This window comes from Pseudomonas sp. SIMBA_067, from assembly GCF_046534675.1.
Taxonomy (GTDB): domain Bacteria; phylum Pseudomonadota; class Gammaproteobacteria; order Pseudomonadales; family Pseudomonadaceae; genus Aquipseudomonas; species Aquipseudomonas putida.
On sequence record NZ_JAWRYH010000007.1, the window covers coordinates 247,031 to 267,370 of the forward strand.

Sequence of the window (20,340 nt, forward strand, 5' to 3'; positions counted from 1 at the left end):
ATCAACTGTAAGAGCGGCCTTGCGTCGCGAAAGGGCTGCAGGGCAGCCTTAGTCAGCAGCCTTGGGCTCGAATACAGTCACCGCTCGCGCATCCACCGGTTTGGGCAGCAACCCTTCGCGGTAGAAGGCATCGGCAATGCGTTGTTGTTCACCAAGGTTGTCCAACTGCACCGGCTGCACGTCATAGCTGCGTCGGCCATTGGCCTGCTGCACCGTGGCGCTGTCCAGGTTGCCCCAGAGCGGCCCCAGCACCCGGGCAGCCGCTGCGGGGTTGGCTTTGGTCCAGGCACCGATCTCGCGCAGCGCCTGGTACACCTGCTGCAGCACTTCAGGGTGCGCCTTGGCGTAATCGCTGCCGGCCAGGTAGTAACGCTGGTAGCTCGCCAGCTCGCTGCCATCAGCCAGAACGCGCGCATTCTGCTGGCGCTGGGCGCTGGCCACGTAGGGGTCCCAGGTGACCCAGGCATCGACCTTGCCATTCTCGAACGCCGCCCGGCCATCGGCCGGGATCAGGTACGCCGGGGTAATGTCCTTGAAGCTGAGGCCGGCCTTGGCCAAGGCCTGGATTAACAGGTAATGGCTACCCGCCGCCTTGGTCACCGCCACCCGCTTGCCCTTGAGGTCGGCCAGGGTCTTGAGCGGCGAGCTGGCTGGTACCAGGATGGCCTGGGCCGAGGGCGATGGCGCCTCACGAGCAAAATAGGTGAGCTTGGCACCGGCCGCCTGGGTGAACACCGGCACGGTGTCGGCCACATCCGCGGACAGGTCGACATTGCCCAGGTTAAGCGCCTCCAGCAGCGGCAAGCCGCTGGGGAACTCGTGCCAGCTGACGCGGATACCCTCGGCCTGCAGGCGCTGCTCCAGCGTGCCACGGGCCTTGAGCAGGGTCAGCAGGGTGGAGGATTTCTGGTAACCGATGCGCAGGGTCTGCTCGGCGTTGGCAAGCGACGGCAGCAGGCCACCGAGCAGCAGGCCCAGGGCCAGGTGACGCAGATGTCTACGGTGCAGCATGGGGTGTCTCCAGGTCAATGTTGGGCCAGCGAGTCAGTGGCGGGCACGGTAAAGCCCGTGGCGAAGGTCGGGGCAACGTCCAGGCGTTGGTTCATAAGGCCGTGGGCGTGGTAGAAGTCGGCGGTTTCCTGCTGTTCGCCGATGGTCTTCGCGTCGATGGCCTGCCAACGCAACTGGCGGCGCTCGAATTGCAGCCGGGCAGCGTCCTGCGGGAAGCCGATGATCGCGGCCAGGGTTTGCGAATAGCTGTCCAGGTGCTGGTACGCCCAGACCTGGGCGGCGGCCAAACGGGCCAGGTAATCCTGCAATGCGGCCTTGCGCGCCGGGTCATCCAGCGCCTTGTCGGTGGCCGCCAGAAAACTGTTGCCACAGGACAGCCCGCGGCCATTAACCAGCACCTTGCCCTGGCCGCTCAGCTCTGCCAGCGCGGTGTAGGGTTCCCAGGTCGACCAGGCGTCCACCGAGCCATTGGCCAGTGCGATCTTGGCGTCGACCGGGCCGAGAAAGCGGAACTCCACGTCTTTTTCGCTGAGCCCGACCTGATCCAGCGCCTTCAGCGCCAGGTGATGGCCGATGGAGCCACGGCCAGTGGCGATGCGCTTGCCCTTGAGGTCGGCCGCGCTGTGCAGCGCAGCATCAGGGCGCACCAGTAGCGCCGTGCCATACGGGTCTGACTTGTCCACGGCAATGGCCTTGACCGGCGCACCGGAGGCCAGCACGAAGAGCAATGGCGCATCACCGATGATGCCGGCATCGATCGCGCCGGCATTCAGTGCTTCGGCCAACGGCGCGGCAGCGGGAAATTCTGCCCAGCGGATGTCGTAAGGCAGGTCGCGCAGGGCATCGGCGGCCTCCAGCTGGGCGCGCATATTGCCTTTCTGGTCACCGATGCGCAGGGTCAGGCGGTCACTGGCAAATGCCTGTGTGGCCAGCAGTGTGACAGCGGCGAGCAGCAGCAGGCGAGATCGAATGGACATCCGCAGTTCCTTGCAGGTTGGAAGAACTGCGAATGTAGCGGGCCGCATCAAATAAATAAAAGTGATTAAAGTAATAAGCTAATATGCAAAAAATATTGAGCGCGAATAATCCTCGTCGTAACCAGTGGGTGATGATGGGAGCGCTTTGCGCCCCTGTCGCCGGACAGAACACGCAAAAACAGGACAGATCGCGCAAGCTTTTACACATCACTGCAACCTGTAACATTCAGTTTCATATTGCTCCAGGACAGTAGACAGCCCAAACCACTGCCTGAGGCCTGATCCGTGCTGCAACGTGTGCTCTGCTCCCTGTCCCTGCTCACCCTTGCCATTTCCACCGCCCACGCTGCCGAAGCGCTCGACACCCCGCGCCTGGCCGGCATGGACAATTTCCGCGACATCGCCGGCACCACCAGTGCCTACACCACCAGCCATGACGGCACAATGCGGGCGGGCGTGTTCTACCGCTCCAATGCCCTTACCCCGACCGCCGCCGACCTGGCTACCCTCAATGGCCTGGGTATCGGCGATGTGTACGACCTGCGCACCCCAAGCGAAACAGCCAGCACCCCCGATACCCTGCCGGACAGCGCCAGCTACACCAACATCGACATCATTGGCAGCACCACATCGGGCTCCAACATCACCAATATTTCCTTCAGCAGCGCAGAACAGGCGCGGGCGATGATGCAGGAGACCAACCGCGCCTTCGTCAATGACGCCGGCATGCGTGGCCAGTTTGCCGTGCTGTTCAACGAACTGGCCGCTGCCGATGGCGCGGCGCTGTTCCATTGCACTGCGGGCAAGGACCGCACCGGCTGGACGGCAGCGGTGCTGCTGAGCATCGCCGGGGTGGACGAGGCCACCATCATGAGCAACTACCTGGCAACCAACGACTACACCGCCGCCCGAGTGGCTGCCACCCTGGCGGCGATGCCGGCGAGCATGGCCGAAATCTATGCACCGTTACTGGGGGTCGAAGCCAGCTACCTGCAGGCTGGCCTCGATGAAATCAGCGCCGACTACGGCAACATGGAAAACTACCTCAAGCAGGGCCTGGGCCTGAGCCAGGAAACGATCTACGTGCTGCGCGGCAAGATGGTGCGCTATGGTTCCCTGCCCGGCGAGGCTGGCCTGCTGGGCAACGCTGCCGCCGGCGCGCAATTGTTGCGTGAGCTGCAGGACACTTCGCTGTCGGGCAGCTACAGCGCCTACAACTACTACCTGCAATCGGCCATCGATGCCGGCACACTCGGCGGCGTGACCTCGACGGTTGGCGGCCAGGTGCACGCGGATGCCGCCAGCTACCTGTTGCGCCAAGGCGCCATGGTCACGCGCGCGGCTTCGCCCTTTGCCGACGCCAGCAACCTCAAGGTCGGCCAGGCGCGCCTGTGGAGCACGGCGCTGGCCGGCTACCTGGGCACTGACGGCTCAGCCCATGCGGCCAGCAGCAACGCACACAGCCAAGGGTTGATGGTGGGCATGACCCAGCGCTTCTCCGAACAGCTCAGCGGCCATGCCGGTTTTGGCTACAACCGCGGAAATGTGGGCGGTGCCGGTGGCGAGGCCGACACTGACCTGACCTTCCTCAGCCTGGGGGCACGCTTTGCCCCGGGGAGCCTGGAGCACGGGCTGTTCATCGATGCCGTCATCAGCGGCGGCTGGCTCGACTACTCCAGCAAGCGCGAACTGGGCGGCGGCCTGGGCACGGCCAAAGGTGACAGCCACGGCACCCTGGCGGGTGCCAGCCTGGCATTGGGTTATCGCCTGCCCACCCATGGCGTAGTGCTGGAGCCAAGCCTTGGCGTGCGGGTCAGCCACGTCGACCTGAACGGCTTCACCGAGAAAGGCAGCGAACTGGCCCTGCAAGTGGACGACCTGAAAGAAACCCGTCGAAGTGCGGTGGCCAACCTCAAGGCGTCGTTCGCGCCGATTCCGGTAGGCAGCTGGCGGTTGGTGCCGGGAGTGGAAGTGGGTTACGAGCATGCCCTGGGTGATCAGCAGGTGGATAGCCAGGGGCATCTGCTGGGGCTGGATATCGAGCAACGTGCGGCATTCGACAACCGCGATCAGTTCACTGGCGGGGTGAGCCTTATGGCCAACCTGGGTGCATTGAGTGTCGGCGGCGAAGTGGCGGCGATGGGCGGGGGCGACAGCCACGGGGTGAGCGGCAGCCTCAAGGCCAGCTACGCGTTCTGATCCTGTAACCGCTGGCACCGGCTTTGCCGGTGCCCGGCAGCGCTAACCACTGCGCCGTAATTCAGACGGGCTTACTCCGAACGCCTGCTGGAAGTACTGGGCAAAACGCCCCGCGTTGCTGAACCCATGGCTCAAGGCCACTTCGGCCACCGACCCGCCCTCCCCGCGCGCCAGCACCTGGCGCGCACTTTCCAGCCGCACCTGCCGTTGATACCCGGCAATCGAGGTCCCGGCAAAACGGCGAAAGCCATCCTGCAAGGCGCGCAGGCTGACATTGGCCAACCCCGCCAGCTCGGTGCCACTGACCAAGCGCGCCGGGTGCTCGTGCAGGTACGCCATCGCCAGCTTCACATGGCGCGGCGCCAACCCGGGCGCAGGGCTGCGCAGGGCATCGCTATAGTTGTGCGGCCAGGCCTCCAGCACCGCATCCACCATCATTTCCTGCAGGCGGGTCGGCATCAGCACGCCGGTATTGATCAGCTGGTCGAACTGCGTACCGGTGGCCATTTCCAGCAACGCACGTATGCCCTGGAACACCGGCAACGCCAGGTCCACCACCGGGGCAAAACACACCGGTGCCGCCAAGGGTTGGCCTAACAACAGGGACAGGCGCTCGGCAAACAACCCGCGGTGTATCGACATGCCGCACTGGGCATGGTTTTCGGCAAAGCGCACCGTGCGAATATCGCGTTTGTCGACCGCCAGCCCCACCTGGGCATCACCAACCGATTCGCCTCGGTGATCGAAAATGATCTTGCCAGCAGTAGACAGCACGAAGGTGATCTCGTCCTGTGGCGTGGGCAGGGTGATGCTGAAATCCCCGCCATACTGCAGGCGTCGCACGCTCATGCCTTCAAAGCGCCCATATACGCCGCCAATGCTGATGCCCTCGGCCAGCGGCGGCATGTCGGCATACAGGTTGCCGAACATCTGGGTGAACAAAGCACCAAAGTCATCGCTGCGCATGTCGCGAGAGCGGAGGATGAACGGCTTGCGGGTCATGCCGGAATGCACTGTAGGTTCACCTGTGCAAAGGGGGACCCGGATGCTGCCATGCCCGTATGACAACCGCGTTAAAGAGGCAGCGAACCTGCCAAGCCGTGTACAGTACCCCTACAACAACGCCCGCAAAGGAGCCCGGCACATGACCGTGACGCTATCCCCCCTGCAGATCGACTGCGCTTTCGATTCCGGCAACATCCAGGTACTGGACGCCAGCAACCCTGCCCAGGTGCACCTGGCCATCCGCCCGGACACTCACAGCGGCCACTTCCAGTGGTTCCACTTCAAGGTCAGCGGCCTCACCCCCGGTCAGGTTCATCGCTTCAGCCTGGACAACGCCAGCGAGTCCTCCTACAAGAACGCTTGGGCCGGCTATAACGCCGTGGCCTCCTACGACCAGCACACTTGGTTCCGTGTGCCCAGCCAGTTCGATGGCAAGGCACTGGCCTTTGAAGTGAAGGCCGAGCAGGAGCAGATCTGGTTTGCCTACTTCGAGCCCTACCCACGCGCGCGCCACAACCAGTTGATCGAACGTGCCCAGAAAATCGAAGGGGTCGAGCTGTTGGCCCATGGCCGCAGCGTGCAAGGCCGCGACATCCCCCTGCTGCGCGCCGGCAACGGTGGCGCGGGCAAGCGCAAGCTGTGGCTGATCGCCCAGCAGCACCCAGGCGAGCACATGGCCGAGTGGTTCATGGAGGGTGTGATCGATCGGCTGCAAGCGAACGATGACGTCGTTCAGCAACTGCTGGCTAAAGCCGACTTGTACCTGATCCCCAACATGAACCCCGATGGCGCATTCCTTGGCCACCTTCGCACCAACTTCAAGGGCAAAGACCTCAACCGAGCCTGGCAGGATGCTAGTGTCGAGCTGAGCCCGGAGGTGTTCTTTGCCCAGGCGCAGATGAAGCAATATGGGGTGGACGCGTTTATCGACGTGCATGGGGATGAGGAAATCCCGCATGTGTTCACGGCGGCCTGCGAAGGCAACCCCGGCTATACGCCGCGGCTGGCCAAGCTGGAGGAGCAGTTCCGCACTACGTTGTGCAGCGTTACGCCGGACTTCCAGACGAAGTATGGCTACACACGTGATGAGCCGGGGCAGGCCAACACCACGCTGGCGTGCAATGCCGTGGGCATGGCCCATGACTGCCTGTCGCTGACGCTGGAGATGCCGTTCAAGGACCACGACGACGCGCCCGATCCGGTAACCGGGTGGTCGGGTGCACGTTCGAAGGCGCTGGCGGGGGCGGTGCTGGAGACCCTGTCAAAAATGGCGGACGATTTGCGCTGAGCCCTGCCTCACGCGGTCCCTGTAGGAGCGGCCTTGTGCCGCGAATGGGCCGCATAGCGGCCCCGGCAATCTGTGCTGGGTCTGCCATCCTGGGGCTGCTGCGCAGCCCATCCGGCCGGTCCGGCGCCTCGGCAAGGCCGCTCCTACAGGGGGACCGTGGTAGGCATGGGGTTCAGTCAAAACTGCACATCCAGTATCACGCTGTCGGAATAGGTTGCTGCCGGCGGCGTAGGCTGGTCGGTATAGACTTTGGCGTTGTAGTTGAACACCTGGCTACCCGTGCCGGTACCCGCACCGGGGTTTACGTCGGCATCCGTGCTGGAACGCCTGGCAGCCCCCGATGAACCCCAACGCACCACCCCTGCGCTCTTGAAAATGTCATAGGCCAGGTAGTTGTTGGCCGACGACTTCATCCGTCGCCGCCCGCCCGACACGTTCTGCCCGTCATCCAGCCCCACCGTGTAGTTGCTGCCCTTGGTGCACGACACGTTTATGCCCTGGCTCACCGTGCCAAACCCTGCCACCACAGGCGCACTGGCGAAGCTGATGTTAGGTGTGGTGATCTGGCAATCGTTGGTCACCGTCAGGGTCACCGTCAGCGGCTTGGTGCCCGTGCCTTGGTCAGTCCCGATACAAATGCCGCCTAACCCAATCCCATCGCAGTACTTCCATGTCCACTCGACATTGAGGGTTTCCTGGTAGAGCCCCGCCGCCACGTTGGCGTTGATCTGAGTGCGCATGTAGATCGGCACGGCTTTGGGCGTACCGTTGAGCAGCCCCAGCAAGTCGAGGATGCCGGTGGTCCTGAATTCGAAGCCCGTGCCGCGCGTGATCGGATAGGTAGTGGTGGCGTCGGCATACAGCGTGTAAGGGATGACATCTCCGGTGGGCCCTACCAGGCCGTTGGTGGCCGAGGTGATCTTCACCACGAAGGAATCGGTACTACTCAGCACACTCAGCACCGAGCCGTTGCACTGCAAACCCGAGTTGGCACTGGAAGCCGTCTGCACCGTGGTTCGTACCTGGGTCGAGTTGAGTGAGCCAAATGCCGCTGCCGAAGTCGCCACTGACGTGCACTTGGCCCAGGCCGGGCCCGCACACAGCAGCACGGCGCACGCCCACACCCCGCCCCACCAGGCCTTCATTTGCACACCAAGGGGCCGACCAAGGGGATCGAGCCTTGTGCCTCAGGCAGATCGAACGTCACCTCGCAATGGCCACCACCCTCCAGCTCCACCAGCAGGCGGTTGTGCGCCGCCAGGTTTTCCAGATACACCAGGCCATCCCAGCCCACCACGGCCTGGCTGCCACTTTCTTCATGAGTGACACGGCTGCCCAGCTTGAGCACTTGCTGGTTGCCATCCACCAGTTCGATGCTGGCCGCCATTACGCGTTTGAGCGGGAACTCCAGCAAGTAGCCGCTACCCCGGCGCACGGCCACACGCTGCTCCACCTCCGCTGCAAGGATGTCCGGCGGCAGGTCCATGGGGTCGATCTCGTACTTGCCGCGGTAATACCCACTGCTGTACGGCACCAGCAAGTGCCCCTTGGCATCCGTGCGGCCGACATCCTGGTTTTCGTAGCGCACCGGCACCTCGGCGTAACCGCCGGTACTGACCACCACGAAGGCATCGTCGATGCGGTTGGCGGCGAATACGCCGGCATCCATCCACACCAGCGAGCCACTGGCGTCGGCCCAGCGGGTCATCGCGCCGCTGCTGCCATACACACCGGCCTGCAACTGCACCGACTGCAAGCGCCAGGTGACGTCGGCCTGGCGGTAGGCATCGCGGTCGCTGCCTGCGGCATAGCCCAGGTTGTAACCAACACCGCCACCTACCGGCACGGCGTGGCTGTAGTTAACTCGTTGCAGGCTTTCGCCTTCGTTGCTGCGCTCCATGCCCAGGGCCAGGGTTCCGTGCAGGTCGAACGGAATCACCAGCTGCGCCTGCACGGCCCACTGGCTGTCACCCACTTCACGGTTGGCGGACAGGTACACACTGCTGCTGCCCCATAGCGGCCTGCTGTAGCTCAGGTTGATCAGCCGAGTGCGCGTGCCGTCACCGGCGCGCACATCGAAGTAACCGGCGCCGATGCTGCCGTACTCGTTCAGGTTGAGGCTGAGGGTGACCTGTTCGCTGCTTTTGCTCAGTTGCATGTCCGGGGAGTCCACCCGGGTCAGGTCGGCGTAGTCGCCGTGGCGTTGCAGGCGCTGGTAACTGAAGCCAATGCGCTGGCTGTTGTACTGATAACCCAAGGCGACCTGGTGGCCCTTGTCACCGTCGAACCGGCTTTGCGCAAGGGCGGCGTTGAGCACGCCGAAGTTGCCCAGGCGCATGTTGCCGCCCAAGCCGCCCAGCATCAGCGATTCGGCAGTTTCGGCGTGTGTTTCCAGGGTGAACATGTCGCTGAGGCCATAGCGCAGGCTGCCCGAGGCAACCCCGGGCCCATAGCTGAAATCGCGCACCGCGTAATCACGGCGCAGGCTACCGGCGGCCACCGAGTAATCGGACAGGCCCTTCTGCAGCAGGCTGCTGGTGACATAGAACGGCAAGGTGGTCGACACCTGCCGGCCAAGGGCGTCTGTGGTGACCACCACCGCCTCCCCCGCGCCGTTGATGAACGGCACGTTGGTCAGGGTGTACGGCCCAGGCTGCAGCTCGGTGGTGCTGGACTTGAAACCGTTGATGAACAGGTCGAGCGAGGTCGGCACCGCGGCTTCGCCGGCGAACGCCGGTAACGGGTAAGTGACCAGATCGGGGCGTGCAGCGAAGTCGCGTGACACTTGCAGGCCGCCCACCCGCACCGAACTGCTCCAGGGCAAGGCACCGGTCACGAAGTCACCGGCTTCGTAGGTGAGCAGGCGCTGCTCGTCGGTGAAGCGCCAGGTGGTGTCGTAACGCATGAAGCCCTGGCGGGTATCGTCCGCCTGTGCGCCATTGAATGATTGGCGCCATTGCCCGGTACTGGAGAAGGTCCCCCAACTGTCGAACAGGCGCAGCTCGTTCCAGGCGGCCAGGTAGGTGCCGCCCTCATCGGTGTCGTTCAGATACAGGTCGTAGTTGAACAAGGCGCCGAAACTGCTGCGCGCATCGCTGGCCGGGTACAGGTTGCGGTCACCCACTTGCTGGTCTGGCAACCAGGCCGGCGGCACCTGCAGCAGCAGGCGCTGGTTCTGGGTGTCGTAGTCGGTGTGCAGCCCTGCGATGCTTTCCAGGGCCACCTCGCCCTGGGGATTGCCCGGCAACGAGATACCGGCTGCCCGCAACACGTCGCTGCCCAGGTACAACTGCCCGGCCCGTTGCTGCACCGGCACCAGTTCAGCCCTGGGCATCTGGTTCACCACCAGGTCCAGATACAGGGTAGCGTCGGCGATGGCGGACATCTCCGTGGGCGGCGGGGGCAGGTCGTCGGCCAGCGCCAGCACAGGGCTGGTCATGACCAGCCCCAGGCACCAGCGGCGCGTCGTCGCCGAGAGCCATTTCACACACGGTTTCCAACCATTGCCGGGTCCTCCTTGGCCCCTGCACTGTATACAGTCGTTGACTCATTGGCCCTGGCGGATGGCGTCCGCTGCACTCTGGCCATTGATCCTGCCCTTCAGCACGCTGCCGCTGGTGGAGGCCACGGGAGTAGGCCAGCGCATGCTGGCGCCCGGCAACACATAACCCAGCAGGCCTTCGGCCAGTGGCTTGCTCTGGCTGCCTTGCTGCACCACCACATCGGTCAGCCGCGCATGCACGGGGCCTGTGTTGCGCAGTTCCACGTAAGGTTTGCCCTGCACCGTCACCGGCCGCCAGCTGAGCTGCGGCTTGCCCACGCCTTCGGCATTGCGTTTGCCTTCAGGGTCGGCCTTGCCCAACAGCCCCTCGCCATAGACGAACAGCGGCACCGAATAACGCATCTGCAAACGGATGGCCGCAGTAGCGCCGGGCTCGGCCTTGTCGACCGGGATGGCGGGCGGGATCTCGTCGATGATGATGCGGTAGGCCTGCTCCTGGCCGGCAGGTGAAGGGCCGGTACGGGTCAGGCGGATCAGCTGCTTCTGCCCGGGGGCAATGTTGGCCACCGGCGGGCTGCCGATGATCTCACGCTGCGCCTGGAACTGTTCCTGGTAATCACCCTGGCGCCAGGCGAATACCCGTACCTGCAAATTGGCCGGCTCAGTGCCACGGTTTTCCAGCCACAGTGCACCGGCCTTCTGGTCGGCCTCCAGCACCGGGTCGATCGGCCAGATCAGCACCGAGGTGGCCGCCCCGGCCGGCAGGCTTGCCAGCCACAACAATCCGATCAATCCATGCGCCCACTTCGCGCCTGCCCGCATGCAGCTCTCCTTAGACACTTGTCTTTGGTGCGCTGGCCTTCACCAGGTCACCGTCACTTGCACCACATCGGTGTAGGTCCCTGCCGGCAGCTCGCCGGTCAGCTGGACTCGCCCGTACACCGGCAGCTTGATCGCCGTCGGGTCGGAATAGCTCACGGCCACGCTCTGGCCGATCCCCAAGACCTGGCTGTACGCCGCGTCCCGGTATAACTGGTAAGCCAGCACTTGCGTGCCGCTGGTGCGTTTCAGGTTGCGTGTGCCACTGGCACTGTTCTGCCCGCCGTCCACGCTCATGCTCATGGCCACGCCCGGCGTGCACTGGAAGGTCACTGTCGAGCCACCCAGCGAGGTGCTGAGCAACGCTTTGGACAGTGCCGACTGCGAGCCATAATCGAGCGTGCCGTAACTGCTGACACCGCCCACCACCAGGCACCCGGCGACAATCTGCGCCGTTACCGTGAAGGTACTGGTGGTCACCGCCCCCAACGGGGCAGCCAACAGCATGCCGATTCCGGTCAGCCCACCCGCCAGCCAGCCGCGCATGGCTCAGAACGACAGTTCGACCGAAATCGTGTCGCTGTAGACCCCTGCGGGCAGGCCCGCCTTGCCCACGGCCTTGCCGTAAAGGTTGACGGTCTGGGCCACGCCAGTGCTGGTGGGCAGGGTGATGGTGCCGTCGATGGCCAGCAGCGTCGTACGCCCGGTGTCGATGTACAGGTCATACGGCACAAAGTTGCCGGCCCCATCGGCGAGCGCACGCGTGCCACCGCTCGACTGGCCGTCATGCAGGCCTGCGCGCACTTTGATCGCGGGTACCGTACCCGCCGAACACAGGATACTCATGGCACCGCCCCCGCCTCCCAGCACCTGGGCATTGGCGGTGACGAACAAGGCATCCTGGGTACCGAAGTTCAAGGCACCGAAGTTGAGCCCCGACGTGCCAGAACTCCCATTTACCTGGCACGCCGAGATCAGCGTCAGGGTCGAGTTGATGCTGCCGGTCACCGTGGCGGCCTGGGCCTGGGAAGCCAGTGCCAGGCCCAGACCTGCGAGCATGCAGCATGAAAGGTTCGTTCGCATCGGGGTCTCCTTGCGTGGTTACCAGTCCAGGGTCACTCTGAGGGTGTCGCTGTACAGCCCGGCCGGCAGTGCGCGCGGTTGCGCCACCAGCACACCGTAAATGGGGATTGGTACTTGCTGGGTGCTGTTGATGGTGAAAGCACGCGCCTGGCCGATGGCGTAGCGGCTGTTGCCGCCCGGGTCGACCGCCAGTTGATAAGGGATCAGCTCCCGGCCGTTGCTCAGCCGGCGCACGCCGTCGTCGCCATTCAGGCCGCCATTGATCCGCACATTGAAGGCCCTTACTTCGGGCGTGCAGCTGATCTGCAGGGAGCCCGCGCCGCCCGCTTCGTCAACCCGGCTGCGCAGCGGCTGGTCCCAGTTCGGGCCACGCTCGCCAAAGTCCAGCAGCCCCGGGTTGCCCAGCACAGCCGGTTGCGTGTCGTCGCTGCTGATCTGGCAGGCTGCGCTGATCACCAACCGCGCCTGGATAAAACCGGTGGTGCTGCCATGCGCCACACCACCGGGCACCAGCAGCGGGCCAAGGGTAAGCAACAGTATCGAAGTGCGGTTCATGGCGTGGCGTCCTTGTGCATGGTGGCGTCCCTACCAGGTGACCGTGACTTTGAGCAGGTCGGCGTAAACCCCTGCATTCGGTACCCAGGCCAGTTTGTCGATGCGAGCGTACAACGGCAGCTCGACCGAGCCGCTGCTCGGTACCCTCGCCGACTGGGCGACCCCCACCGCCAGCGGCTCACGCCAGGCAGCGTCGCGGTACAAGCGATAAGGGATGGGCCTAGCCGTGTGATCGTCGCTGGCCAGGTAGCGCAGCTCGCCGACGCCACCATGCTGGCCGCCATCGACGCGCACCTGATAAGGGGTGTCCGGGTTGCACTCAAGGCGCGGTGGGCGCTGGCTTAGCAGAACGCCGCTCAACGGTGCGCCGGGGCTGTCCAGGCGTGCCGCCGTGCCCAGATCAATGCGTCCGAGGGCCTGGGCTCCCGCGTCGCGGGTCTGGTTGACCAGCATGCAACCGCGCTGCACCAGCACACGCACTTCCACGAGAAAATCCGCTGCCACGGTACTGCCGCTGAACAACAGGCCCAACAACGCGGCCATTAAGCGCTCCGTCACCTTTTTATCCTTGTCGAAACGTCCTGAACAGAGCGTAGCAGCGAGGCAGTGCAACCGTGGTGGCCCCAAGCCGTTTTTTGGTATTAGCGATAAAGCGATAGCACCGCGTTAAAAAAAGCCGGAACGGCGCAGAACCCCAGGCCACCTCCGTGCCTCCAATGGCCGAGGGCCGGTAAATGTGCCTGGTTTCTGGTAGGGTGAACCACGTTCCTCCAGCGCCGGGCGCCAATGCCATACATGGACGGACATGACAGGAGCGTTTTCATTGATGACTGCAGACACCACGCTGGCAGAAGCCATGGAGCGCTGTGCCCGGGAACCGATCCACGTGCCGAGCAGCATCCAGCCCCACGGCTTTCTGCTGGTGCTGGACGCCATCGACCTTTGCGTGCTGCAGGCCAGTGAAAACGTCGAGCACTGGCTGGGCTTGCCAGCTCGTGAACTGATCGGTTGCCCCTTCGCCAACCTGGTCAGCGACGGTTTTGACCTGCACGCGCAGCTCGCAAGGCTGCCCGAAGATGAAGTCTTCCCCTTCCACATCGGTGACGTGCGCTTGCGCCAAAGTGCGCCGTACAGCACCCCGCTGCATTTGCTGGTGCACGGCCACGACGAAGTACTGATTGCCGAATTCGAACCCCCTCGGCTGTCGCCGGAACTGACCGGGCAAGGTGACTATTACCCGCTCGTGCGCAGCTTTGTCGGCAGCCTGCAGCTGGCCAGCAGCCTCGAAGACCTGCTGCAGCAAACGGTGCTGCAGCTCAAGCGCATCACCGGTTTTGGCCGGGTCAAGGCGTACCGTTTCGATGCCGAGGGCAACGGCCAGGTACTGGCCGAGTCCGCCGACCCAGGCTACCCCGCTTACCTGGGCCTGTGCTTCCCGGCTGCAGACATCCCGCGCCAGGCGCGCGAACTGTACCGGGTCAACCGCATCCGCGTGATCGAGGATGCCAACTACCAACCCTCGCCCCTGCTACCGGTCATCAACCCGCGCACCGGCAAGGCACTGGACATGAGTTTTGCCGCACTGCGCAGTGTGTCGCCGGTGCACCTGCAGTACATGCGCAATATGGGCACACTGGCCTCGATGTCGCTGTCGATCGTGGTCGACGGTGAGCTGTGGGGGCTGATTTCCTGCCACCACCAACAGCCACGTGCGGTGGACCTGCGTACACGCACGGCCTGCGAGTTGCTGGCCAGTGTGCTGTCACTGCAGATCGAGTCCCGCGAGTCCCACGCCAGCACGCGCAAGCTGCTGGCGTTGCGCCAACACATCGTGCGCATGATCTCGTCCATGGCCGACCACGACAGCGTCAGTGACGGCCTGCGCGACCTGCCCCAGGTGTTGCTGGCCTTTGCCGACGCCCAAGGCGCCGCAGTAATCTCGGCTGAACGCTGTGACCTGATCGGCCAGACCCCGCCTGAAGCCCAGGTGACCGCGCTGGTGCACTGGCTTGGCCAGCGCGGCGAAGACACTGTATTCCACAGTGACAACGTGCGCCGCGACATCACTGACCTGCCCGAGCTGGCCACCCACGCCGGTGGTGTTCTGGCGGTGGCCATCTCGCAGATCCATTCGCACTACCTGCTGTGGTTCCGGCCCGAACAGGTGCGCACGGTGAACTGGGCGGGCCAGCCGACCAAGCAGGTCGGGCCGCAGGGTAACCTCGACCCACGGCACAGTTTCGAACGCTGGCAGGAAGAGCTGCGCGGCTATAGCGAGCCTTGGGACCCGTTAGTGATCGACGGCGTGCTGGAACTGCGCACCGCCGTGCTTGGCATAGTCCTGCGCAAAGCCGAAGAACTGGCACAGCTGGCGGGTGATTTGCGCCGTTCGAACAAGGAGCTCGAAGCGTTTTCCTACAGTGTTTCCCACGACCTGCGCGCGCCTCTGCGGCACATCGCCGGCTACACCGAACTGCTGAGTGAAATGGAAGGCCAGGGCCTGACCGAGCGCGGCAAGCGGTTCTTGCAGCACATTGGTGAAGCCGCGCACTTTGCCGGCAGCCTGGTCGACAACCTGCTCAACTTCTCGCAGATGGGCCGCTCTGCCTTGCGCCTGTCCGACGTAGACCTTAACGCGCTGGTCGAGGCCATTCGCAGCGAACTGGCCCCCGATTACGAAGGCCGCGCAATCGTTTGGGACATCGCCCCGCTGCCCAAGGTGATCGGCGACCCGGCGTTCATCAACATGGCCCTGCACAACCTGATCGCCAATGCCATCAAGTACACACGCGGCCGTACCCCTGCCCACATCGGGATCAGTGCCGTGGAGCATCCAGGCGAAACCGAGATCTGCATCCGCGACAATGGCGTGGGCTTCGACATGGCCTATGCCAACAAGCTGTTCGGCGTATTCCAGCGCCTGCACCGCATGGAAGATTTCGAGGGCACAGGGATTGGCCTGGCAAGTGTGCGCCGCATCATCGAGCGCCATGATGGCCGGGTCTGGGCCGAAGGCCAGATCGACCAGGGCGCAAGCTTCCATTTCACACTCCCCCGAAACACTGCTACCTGAGGCACCGCTACCATCATGCTCAAACCCATCCTGCTGGTCGAAGACAACCCCCGGGACCTGGAACTTACCCTGCTGGCCCTGGAGCGCAGCCAGTTGGCCAACGAGGTCATCGTGCTGCGCGACGGCGCCGAGGCACTTGACTACCTGCTGCGCCGCAACACCTATGCCGACCGCGACGACGGCAACCCCGCCGTCTTGCTGCTAGACCTGAAGCTGCCCAAGGTCGACGGCCTTGAAGTGCTCAGGGCAGTGCGCGCCACCGCCGAACTGCGCAGCATCCCCACGGTGATGCTGACCTCCTCGCGGGAGGAGCCCGACCTGTTGCGCGCCTATGAACTCGGGGTCAACGCCTACGTGGTCAAGCCGGTGGAATTCAAGGAATTCGTCGCCGCCATCTCTGACCTCGGGGTATTCTGGGCAGTGCTTAACGAACCGCCACCCGGCTCACTGCGGCTGAATCGTCGCGGTAGCAACTGAGGCCGCCGCAACGATGCAGCAAACGCCGTTGAAACTACTGATGGTCGAAGACAGCTCGATGGACGCCGAGCTTACCCTGATGCGCCTGGAGCGCAGCGGGCTGCATGTGCAGTCCCAGCTGGTATTCGACCATGTGGGTGTCGACCATGCCCTGCGCGAGGCCCGCTACGATCTGATCCTGTGCGACTGCGTGCTGCCGGGGTCGTCTGGCACCGAGGTGCTGGCCGTTGCCCAACGCCTGGCACCGGACGTTCCGTTCATCTTCCTCTCCGGCATCTACGGCGAAGAGCACGCGGTGGAAATGATCCGCCTGGGCGCCACCGACTATGTGCTGAAGAAGAACCTGCCACTGCTGCCCAAGGCGGTACGCCGGGCACTGACCGAAGTGCAGGAACGCCAGCGCCGGCGCCGCGCCGAAGAGGCTCTGATCGACGTCGAGGTGCGGGCACGTATCGCTATCGACGCCGCCGGCATGGGCACCTGGGACCTGCGCCCGCAGGAAGGCCTGCTGGTGTGGGACGACCGCTGCAAGACCTTGTTCGGCCTGCCTACCAGCACCGAAATGAGCCTTGAGGTGTTCCTCGGTGGCATCTACCCCGATGACCTGCCAATGGTGCGTGAGGCGGTGGAATACGCCATGCGCCCGGAAAGCGGCGGCCGCTACCGCGTCGAATTTCGCATCGCGCAACCCAACGGCCTGGAGCCGCGCTGGTTGCTCAGCAGCGGCCAGAGCCAGTTCGTCGATGGCCAGTGCGTGCGCTTTTCCGGTGTGCTGCAGGACATCCACACCCAGCGCCTGGCCACCCAGGCGCTGCGTCAGCTCAACGAGATGCTGGGGGAAAGGGTCGAACGCCGCACCCGCGAACGCGACCGTGCCTGGGAGCTGTCGCAGGACCTGCTGGCCGTGCTGAACAAGGACCTGACCCCAGTCGCACTCAACCCCGCCTGGGAAGCCAGCCTGGGCTTCTCCCGCGAGCGCCTGAGCCAGTCGTCGTTGCTGCATCTGCTGCCCGAAGCCGACCAGGATCTGCTGCTGACCGAACTGGCTGCCCTCGCCCATGGCCGTACCAGCGTACGTTTCGTCGGCCGCATCCTGCATGCCGGCGGCCAGCAGCGCTGGCTATCGTGGGTGGTGGTGCCGGAAGACACCCTGCTGTATGTGGTGGCACGCGACATCACCAGCGAGCGCGAAGCCGCCCTGGGCCTGGCAGAAGCCAACGCCCGCCTGCGCGAACAGATCAACGAACGCGAACGCATCGAGGCGGCGCTGCAGCAGATGCAGCGACTTGAAGCAGTCGGTCAACTGACCGCTGGCGTGGCCCACGACTTCAACAACCTGCTGACGGTGATCCTTACCGGCGCCAGCTTTCTTGAGCGCGACCTTGCCAAGGCCAACCTGGAAAAGGCCCGTACGCGTCTCACCCACATCCGCGAGGCGGGCGAGCGTGGCGCCAAGCTGACCTCGCAGCTGCTGGCATTTTCCCGCCGCCAGCGCCTGGAACCGGTAGCGCTCAACCTCAACCAGACCCTGGCCGGCCTGGAAGAGCTGTTGCGCCGCACACTGGGTGGCAACGTCTCGGTGCGCCTGGACCTGGACCAGGCCCTGTGGCACGCACTGACCGACCCCACCCAGACTGAGATGATCATCCTCAACCTGGCGATCAATGCCCGCGATGCCATGCCTGACGGCGGCCAGCTGACCCTGACCACCCGCAACACCCGCATTGACAACCGCCCGCAACGCCCGGAAGACCCGGACCCGGGCGAGTACGTGATGCTGAGCATCCGCGATACCGGCTGCGGCATGAGCGAAGACGTGCTGGCCAAGGTGTTCGAGCCGTTCTTTACCACCAAGGACATCGGCAAGGGCTCGGGCCTGGGCTTGGCCCAGGTGTTCGGCTTCGCCAAGCAGTCCGGGGGTGGTGTACGCATCGATACCACCCCGGGCCGCGGCACGCAGGTGGCGGTGTACTTGCCCGCCGTAAAGGACCATATCGTGAGCGAGCCGGTGATCCCGACGCTCGGCCAGCCGGTCAGCGACAGCGGCCGCAACCGCACGGTATTGCTGGTGGATGATGACCATCTGGTGCGGGACCTGCTTGGCGATGTGTTGCGCCAATATGGCTACCAAGTGCGTCAGGCGCACAGCGGCGAACAGGCGTTGGCCTTGCTGGACGACGAGATCGACCTGCTGCTTACCGATTTCGCCATGCCCGAGTTCAACGGCGCGCAACTGGCGCTAGCGGCACGCGAACGGTACCCGCGCTTGCCGGTGGTGTTCCTGACTGGCTATGCGGAGTTGCAGGGGCTGGAGTTGCCGGGCAGCGTGGTGGTTCAGAAGCCGGCGCAAGCGGATGAACTCGCCAGGGTGCTGAACGAGATGCTGGGCATTGCCGGGTAATTCGGGAAAGCAAAACCCTTGCAGGAGCGGCCCGGCAAGGCCGCTCCTGCAAGAATCGTGTGACGGAATCAAAAATACGGAAACGACAAAACCCAGCGCTTATCTTTCTAAGCACCGGGCGATATACGTTTGAAACTGGAAAATGGCAGGGGCGGCTGGATTCGAACCAACGCATGGCAGGATCAAAACCTGCTGCCTTACCGCTTGGCGACGCCCCTGTATCGGATGCAGCATTCGCTGCTCTGACAATTCCAACTGAGTGACAACTGGGTTGTTGTCTTGGAATGCGCGGCACTTTAACAACAAAGTTTTGATCTGTGAACCCCCTGATGAAAAAAAATTGTCAAAAAACAGCGAGTTAGTCATTTCAGCGGTTTGTACAGTGACCATCCGTCGCTTTCCCCCCGCTTCGCTTCAACACAATCGCATTCCTCCCTTCCAATCTATTGAGCCAATTGCATTGACCAAGGAGGACCCCATGCCTGTCTCTCACGACCTATACCAGGACCTGCACTACCCGCGCGAAATCGTCCAGCAGCGCCGCCAGCAGGACAAAGCGCTGGACCGGCTGCTGGACGAGTACATGGACATCGACAACCAGGTGCTGGCCGCCGAATCGATCTCGGCGGGCAACTTTGTTGACGAAGACCTGCGCCACCTCAAGGAGCGCCGCCTGGCGGTGAAATACATGATCGAGCGCCAACTGGAACGTAAAGCCTAGGCAATGCAGGTGTGCAGCCAGACCTATCGCATCAGGTGATCATTGCCGATCACTTTCTGTATTAGTCAAAATGGCTGCCCTCGGGCAAGCTGCGCGCTGCCCCGTCATCGCCCAAGGAGCTTTGCTTTTGTCTGCCTGGATCCCTGCCCCACTGCGCCAGCTTGGCCAGCGCCTGCGCGGCGCCCCCGCCGGCCAGAGCGAACTGCTCGACTGGTTCGAGGACAAAGCCCGAAGCCGCGGTTACCAGCTGAGTGATGGCCAGCGACGGGTGATCCACTGCATGGCCGAACAACTGGCACTGCTCGAACAAGGGCAGCCACGCAGCCTGTACCTGTATGGTTCGGTGGGGCGCGGCAAGAGCTGGCTGCTGGACGGGTTCTTCCAGGCGGTGCCGGTTGAAGCCAAGCGCCGCCTGCACTTTCATGATTTTTTTGCCCGCCTGCACCAGGGCATGCACCGCCACCGGGCGCTGGACGATGCGCTGGGCGCAACCCTCGACGAACTGGTAGGTGGCTGCCAGGTGTTGTGCTTCGACGAATTCCACGTGCATGACATCGGCGATGCCATGCTGCTTACCCGCCTGTTCAACGCCCTGTTCGTCCGCGGCGTGTTCCTGCTGGTGACCTCCAATTACGCGCCCGAAGGGCTGCTGCCCAACCCGCTGTACCACGAGCGTTTCCTGCCGGTGATCCGCCTGATCAACGGGCGCATGCAGGTTCTGGAAGTGGGTGGCGACACCGATTTTCGCAGTTTGCCGGCCAACCGCGAGCACCAGCGGTTTACCCAAGGCCACTATGTATGGCCGGGGACGGCAGCGCAGCGCCAGGTACTGGGCATGCCGGACGAGCAGCCGGTAATGCTTGAAGTGAACAACCGCCCGCTGCGCGCACTGGCCATCGATGGCCGGCGGGTGGTGCTTGGCTTTGACGACTTGTGCGAAAAGGCCACGGCGGTGATCGACTACCTGGCGCTTGCGCAGCAGTACGATGAATGGATCATCGATGGGCTGGATGACCTGGCGCAGTGTTCGCTGGCGGCGCAGCAGCGCTTCGTCAACCTGGTAGATGTGCTGTATGACCAGGACCGACAGGTGACAGTGGTTGGTAAGCGGCCGCTGGAAGAGAGCCTGGGCGGGCCGCTTGCCGACCTGATGCGTACCCGCAGCCGGTTGGGGCAACTGCACCAGGTAGCCCCTTAGCACTGCATTGCCCGCCCCGGCCTGATGGTCA

The 20,340-nt window shown here is 63.9% G+C and carries 17 protein-coding genes and 1 tRNA gene; 7 read left to right on the forward strand and 11 right to left on the reverse strand.

Annotated elements, in window-relative coordinates; genetic code table 11:
* Positions 1-48: 48 nt before the first annotated feature.
* Both SB765_RS17375 and SB765_RS17380 read right to left on the reverse strand, forming a co-directional pair.
* The gene (locus tag SB765_RS17375) at positions 49-1,011 is read right to left on the reverse strand and encodes an aliphatic sulfonate ABC transporter substrate-binding protein (RefSeq protein ID WP_341798179.1); all 963 of its coding nucleotides are present in this window, start codon (positions 1,009-1,011) and stop codon (positions 49-51) included.
* Between the two features lie 14 nt (positions 1,012-1,025).
* Complete coding sequence (locus SB765_RS17380) at positions 1,026-1,988, reverse strand: ABC transporter substrate-binding protein (protein ID WP_410931671.1); 963 nt, start codon at positions 1,986-1,988, stop codon at positions 1,026-1,028.
* 285 nt (positions 1,989-2,273) lie between these two features.
* Between SB765_RS17380 and SB765_RS17385 the strand changes: the two genes are divergently transcribed.
* Positions 2,274-4,187, forward strand: a complete 1,914-nt coding sequence (locus SB765_RS17385; protein ID WP_410931672.1) for a tyrosine-protein phosphatase — start codon at positions 2,274-2,276, stop codon at positions 4,185-4,187.
* Between the two features lie 42 nt (positions 4,188-4,229).
* On the opposite strand, the gene SB765_RS17390 is transcribed toward SB765_RS17385, so the two are convergent.
* Positions 4,230-5,201: an AraC family transcriptional regulator gene (locus SB765_RS17390; RefSeq protein ID WP_410911277.1), complete on the reverse strand. Its 972-nt coding sequence runs from the start codon at positions 5,199-5,201 to the stop codon at positions 4,230-4,232.
* A 130-nt stretch (positions 5,202-5,331) separates the two neighbouring features.
* Here SB765_RS17390 and SB765_RS17395 point away from each other — a divergent pair, with 130 nt between their 5' ends.
* The gene (locus tag SB765_RS17395) at positions 5,332-6,480 is read left to right on the forward strand and encodes a M14-type cytosolic carboxypeptidase (protein ID WP_341798175.1); all 1,149 of its coding nucleotides are present in this window, start codon (positions 5,332-5,334) and stop codon (positions 6,478-6,480) included.
* Positions 6,481-6,656: 176 nt separating this feature from the next.
* Here SB765_RS17395 and SB765_RS17400 read toward each other — a convergent pair whose 3' ends face one another.
* The 7 genes from SB765_RS17400 to SB765_RS17430 all read right to left on the reverse strand — a co-directional run bounded on the left by SB765_RS17400 (position 6,657) and on the right by SB765_RS17430 (position 12,997).
* Positions 6,657-7,625 (reverse strand): spore coat protein U domain-containing protein, encoded by a 969-nt coding sequence (locus SB765_RS17400; RefSeq protein WP_341798174.1) that lies wholly within the window; start codon positions 7,623-7,625, stop codon positions 6,657-6,659.
* The gene (locus SB765_RS17405) at positions 7,622-9,919 is read right to left on the reverse strand and encodes a fimbria/pilus outer membrane usher protein (protein WP_341798173.1); all 2,298 of its coding nucleotides are present in this window, start codon (positions 9,917-9,919) and stop codon (positions 7,622-7,624) included. The genes SB765_RS17400 and SB765_RS17405 overlap by 4 nt, the downstream gene beginning before the upstream one ends.
* 108 nt (positions 9,920-10,027) lie before the next feature.
* Positions 10,028-10,804, reverse strand: coding sequence for a molecular chaperone (locus SB765_RS17410; protein WP_410911280.1), 777 nt, complete (start codon positions 10,802-10,804; stop codon positions 10,028-10,030).
* A gap of 39 nt (positions 10,805-10,843) precedes the next feature.
* Positions 10,844-11,347 (reverse strand): spore coat U domain-containing protein, encoded by a 504-nt coding sequence (locus SB765_RS17415; protein ID WP_410931673.1) that lies wholly within the window; start codon positions 11,345-11,347, stop codon positions 10,844-10,846.
* A gap of 3 nt (positions 11,348-11,350) precedes the next feature.
* Positions 11,351-11,884 (reverse strand): spore coat U domain-containing protein, encoded by a 534-nt coding sequence (locus tag SB765_RS17420; protein WP_410931674.1) that lies wholly within the window; start codon positions 11,882-11,884, stop codon positions 11,351-11,353.
* A gap of 18 nt (positions 11,885-11,902) precedes the next feature.
* Positions 11,903-12,439, reverse strand: a complete 537-nt coding sequence (locus SB765_RS17425; RefSeq protein WP_341798169.1) for a spore coat U domain-containing protein — start codon at positions 12,437-12,439, stop codon at positions 11,903-11,905.
* 30 nt (positions 12,440-12,469) lie between these two features.
* Positions 12,470-12,997, reverse strand: a complete 528-nt coding sequence (locus SB765_RS17430) for a spore coat U domain-containing protein (RefSeq protein ID WP_341798168.1) — start codon at positions 12,995-12,997, stop codon at positions 12,470-12,472.
* 268 nt (positions 12,998-13,265) lie between these two features.
* Here SB765_RS17430 and SB765_RS17435 point away from each other — a divergent pair, with 268 nt between their 5' ends.
* Genes SB765_RS17435 through SB765_RS17445 form a run of 3 tightly spaced genes read left to right on the forward strand, consistent with a single transcriptional unit; the run spans position 13,266 to position 18,390 of the window.
* Positions 13,266-15,512, forward strand: a complete 2,247-nt coding sequence (locus SB765_RS17435) for an ATP-binding protein (protein ID WP_410911282.1) — start codon at positions 13,266-13,268, stop codon at positions 15,510-15,512.
* Positions 15,513-15,527: 15 nt separating this feature from the next.
* Positions 15,528-15,989 (forward strand): response regulator, encoded by a 462-nt coding sequence (locus SB765_RS17440; RefSeq protein WP_016500516.1) that lies wholly within the window; start codon positions 15,528-15,530, stop codon positions 15,987-15,989.
* 13 nt (positions 15,990-16,002) lie between these two features.
* Complete coding sequence (locus SB765_RS17445; protein ID WP_341798166.1) at positions 16,003-18,390, forward strand: response regulator; 2,388 nt, start codon at positions 16,003-16,005, stop codon at positions 18,388-18,390.
* A 143-nt stretch (positions 18,391-18,533) separates the two neighbouring features.
* On the opposite strand, the gene SB765_RS17450 is transcribed toward SB765_RS17445, so the two are convergent.
* Positions 18,534-18,608 (reverse strand) — tRNA-Gln (locus SB765_RS17450).
* 260 nt (positions 18,609-18,868) lie between these two features.
* Between SB765_RS17450 and SB765_RS17455 the strand changes: the two genes are divergently transcribed.
* Both SB765_RS17455 and zapE read left to right on the forward strand, forming a co-directional pair.
* Positions 18,869-19,111 (forward strand): hypothetical protein, encoded by a 243-nt coding sequence (locus tag SB765_RS17455; protein ID WP_012271609.1) that lies wholly within the window; start codon positions 18,869-18,871, stop codon positions 19,109-19,111.
* A gap of 127 nt (positions 19,112-19,238) precedes the next feature.
* Positions 19,239-20,309, forward strand: a complete 1,071-nt coding sequence (gene zapE / locus SB765_RS17460; protein WP_341798165.1) for a cell division protein ZapE — start codon at positions 19,239-19,241, stop codon at positions 20,307-20,309.
* Positions 20,310-20,340: the final 31 nt, after the last annotated feature.

What these genes read in the sequence shown, in the direction of transcription:
- SB765_RS17375 (WP_341798179.1), bottom strand. Translation starts at nt 1,011, where the DNA reads ATGCTGCACCGTAGACATCTGCGTCACCTGGCCCTGGGCCTGCTGCTC.
- SB765_RS17380 (WP_410931671.1), bottom strand. Translation starts at nt 1,988, where the DNA reads ATGTCCATTCGATCTCGCCTGCTGCTGCTCGCCGCTGTCACACTGCTG.
- SB765_RS17395 (WP_341798175.1), top strand. Translation starts at nt 5,332, where the DNA reads ATGACCGTGACGCTATCCCCCCTGCAGATCGACTGCGCTTTCGATTCC.
- SB765_RS17400 (WP_341798174.1), bottom strand. Translation starts at nt 7,625, where the DNA reads ATGAAGGCCTGGTGGGGCGGGGTGTGGGCGTGCGCCGTGCTGCTGTGT.
- SB765_RS17405 (WP_341798173.1), bottom strand. Translation starts at nt 9,919, where the DNA reads ATGACCAGCCCTGTGCTGGCGCTGGCCGACGACCTGCCCCCGCCGCCC.
- SB765_RS17410 (WP_410911280.1), bottom strand. Translation starts at nt 10,804, where the DNA reads ATGCGGGCAGGCGCGAAGTGGGCGCATGGATTGATCGGATTGTTGTGG.
- SB765_RS17415 (WP_410931673.1), bottom strand. Translation starts at nt 11,347, where the DNA reads ATGCGCGGCTGGCTGGCGGGTGGGCTGACCGGAATCGGCATGCTGTTG.
- SB765_RS17420 (WP_410931674.1), bottom strand. Translation starts at nt 11,884, where the DNA reads ATGCGAACGAACCTTTCATGCTGCATGCTCGCAGGTCTGGGCCTGGCA.
- SB765_RS17425 (WP_341798169.1), bottom strand. Translation starts at nt 12,439, where the DNA reads ATGAACCGCACTTCGATACTGTTGCTTACCCTTGGCCCGCTGCTGGTG.
- SB765_RS17435 (WP_410911282.1), top strand. Translation starts at nt 13,266, where the DNA reads ATGACTGCAGACACCACGCTGGCAGAAGCCATGGAGCGCTGTGCCCGG.
- SB765_RS17440 (WP_016500516.1), top strand. Translation starts at nt 15,528, where the DNA reads ATGCTCAAACCCATCCTGCTGGTCGAAGACAACCCCCGGGACCTGGAA.
- SB765_RS17445 (WP_341798166.1), top strand. Translation starts at nt 16,003, where the DNA reads ATGCAGCAAACGCCGTTGAAACTACTGATGGTCGAAGACAGCTCGATG.
- SB765_RS17455 (WP_012271609.1), top strand. Translation starts at nt 18,869, where the DNA reads ATGCCTGTCTCTCACGACCTATACCAGGACCTGCACTACCCGCGCGAA.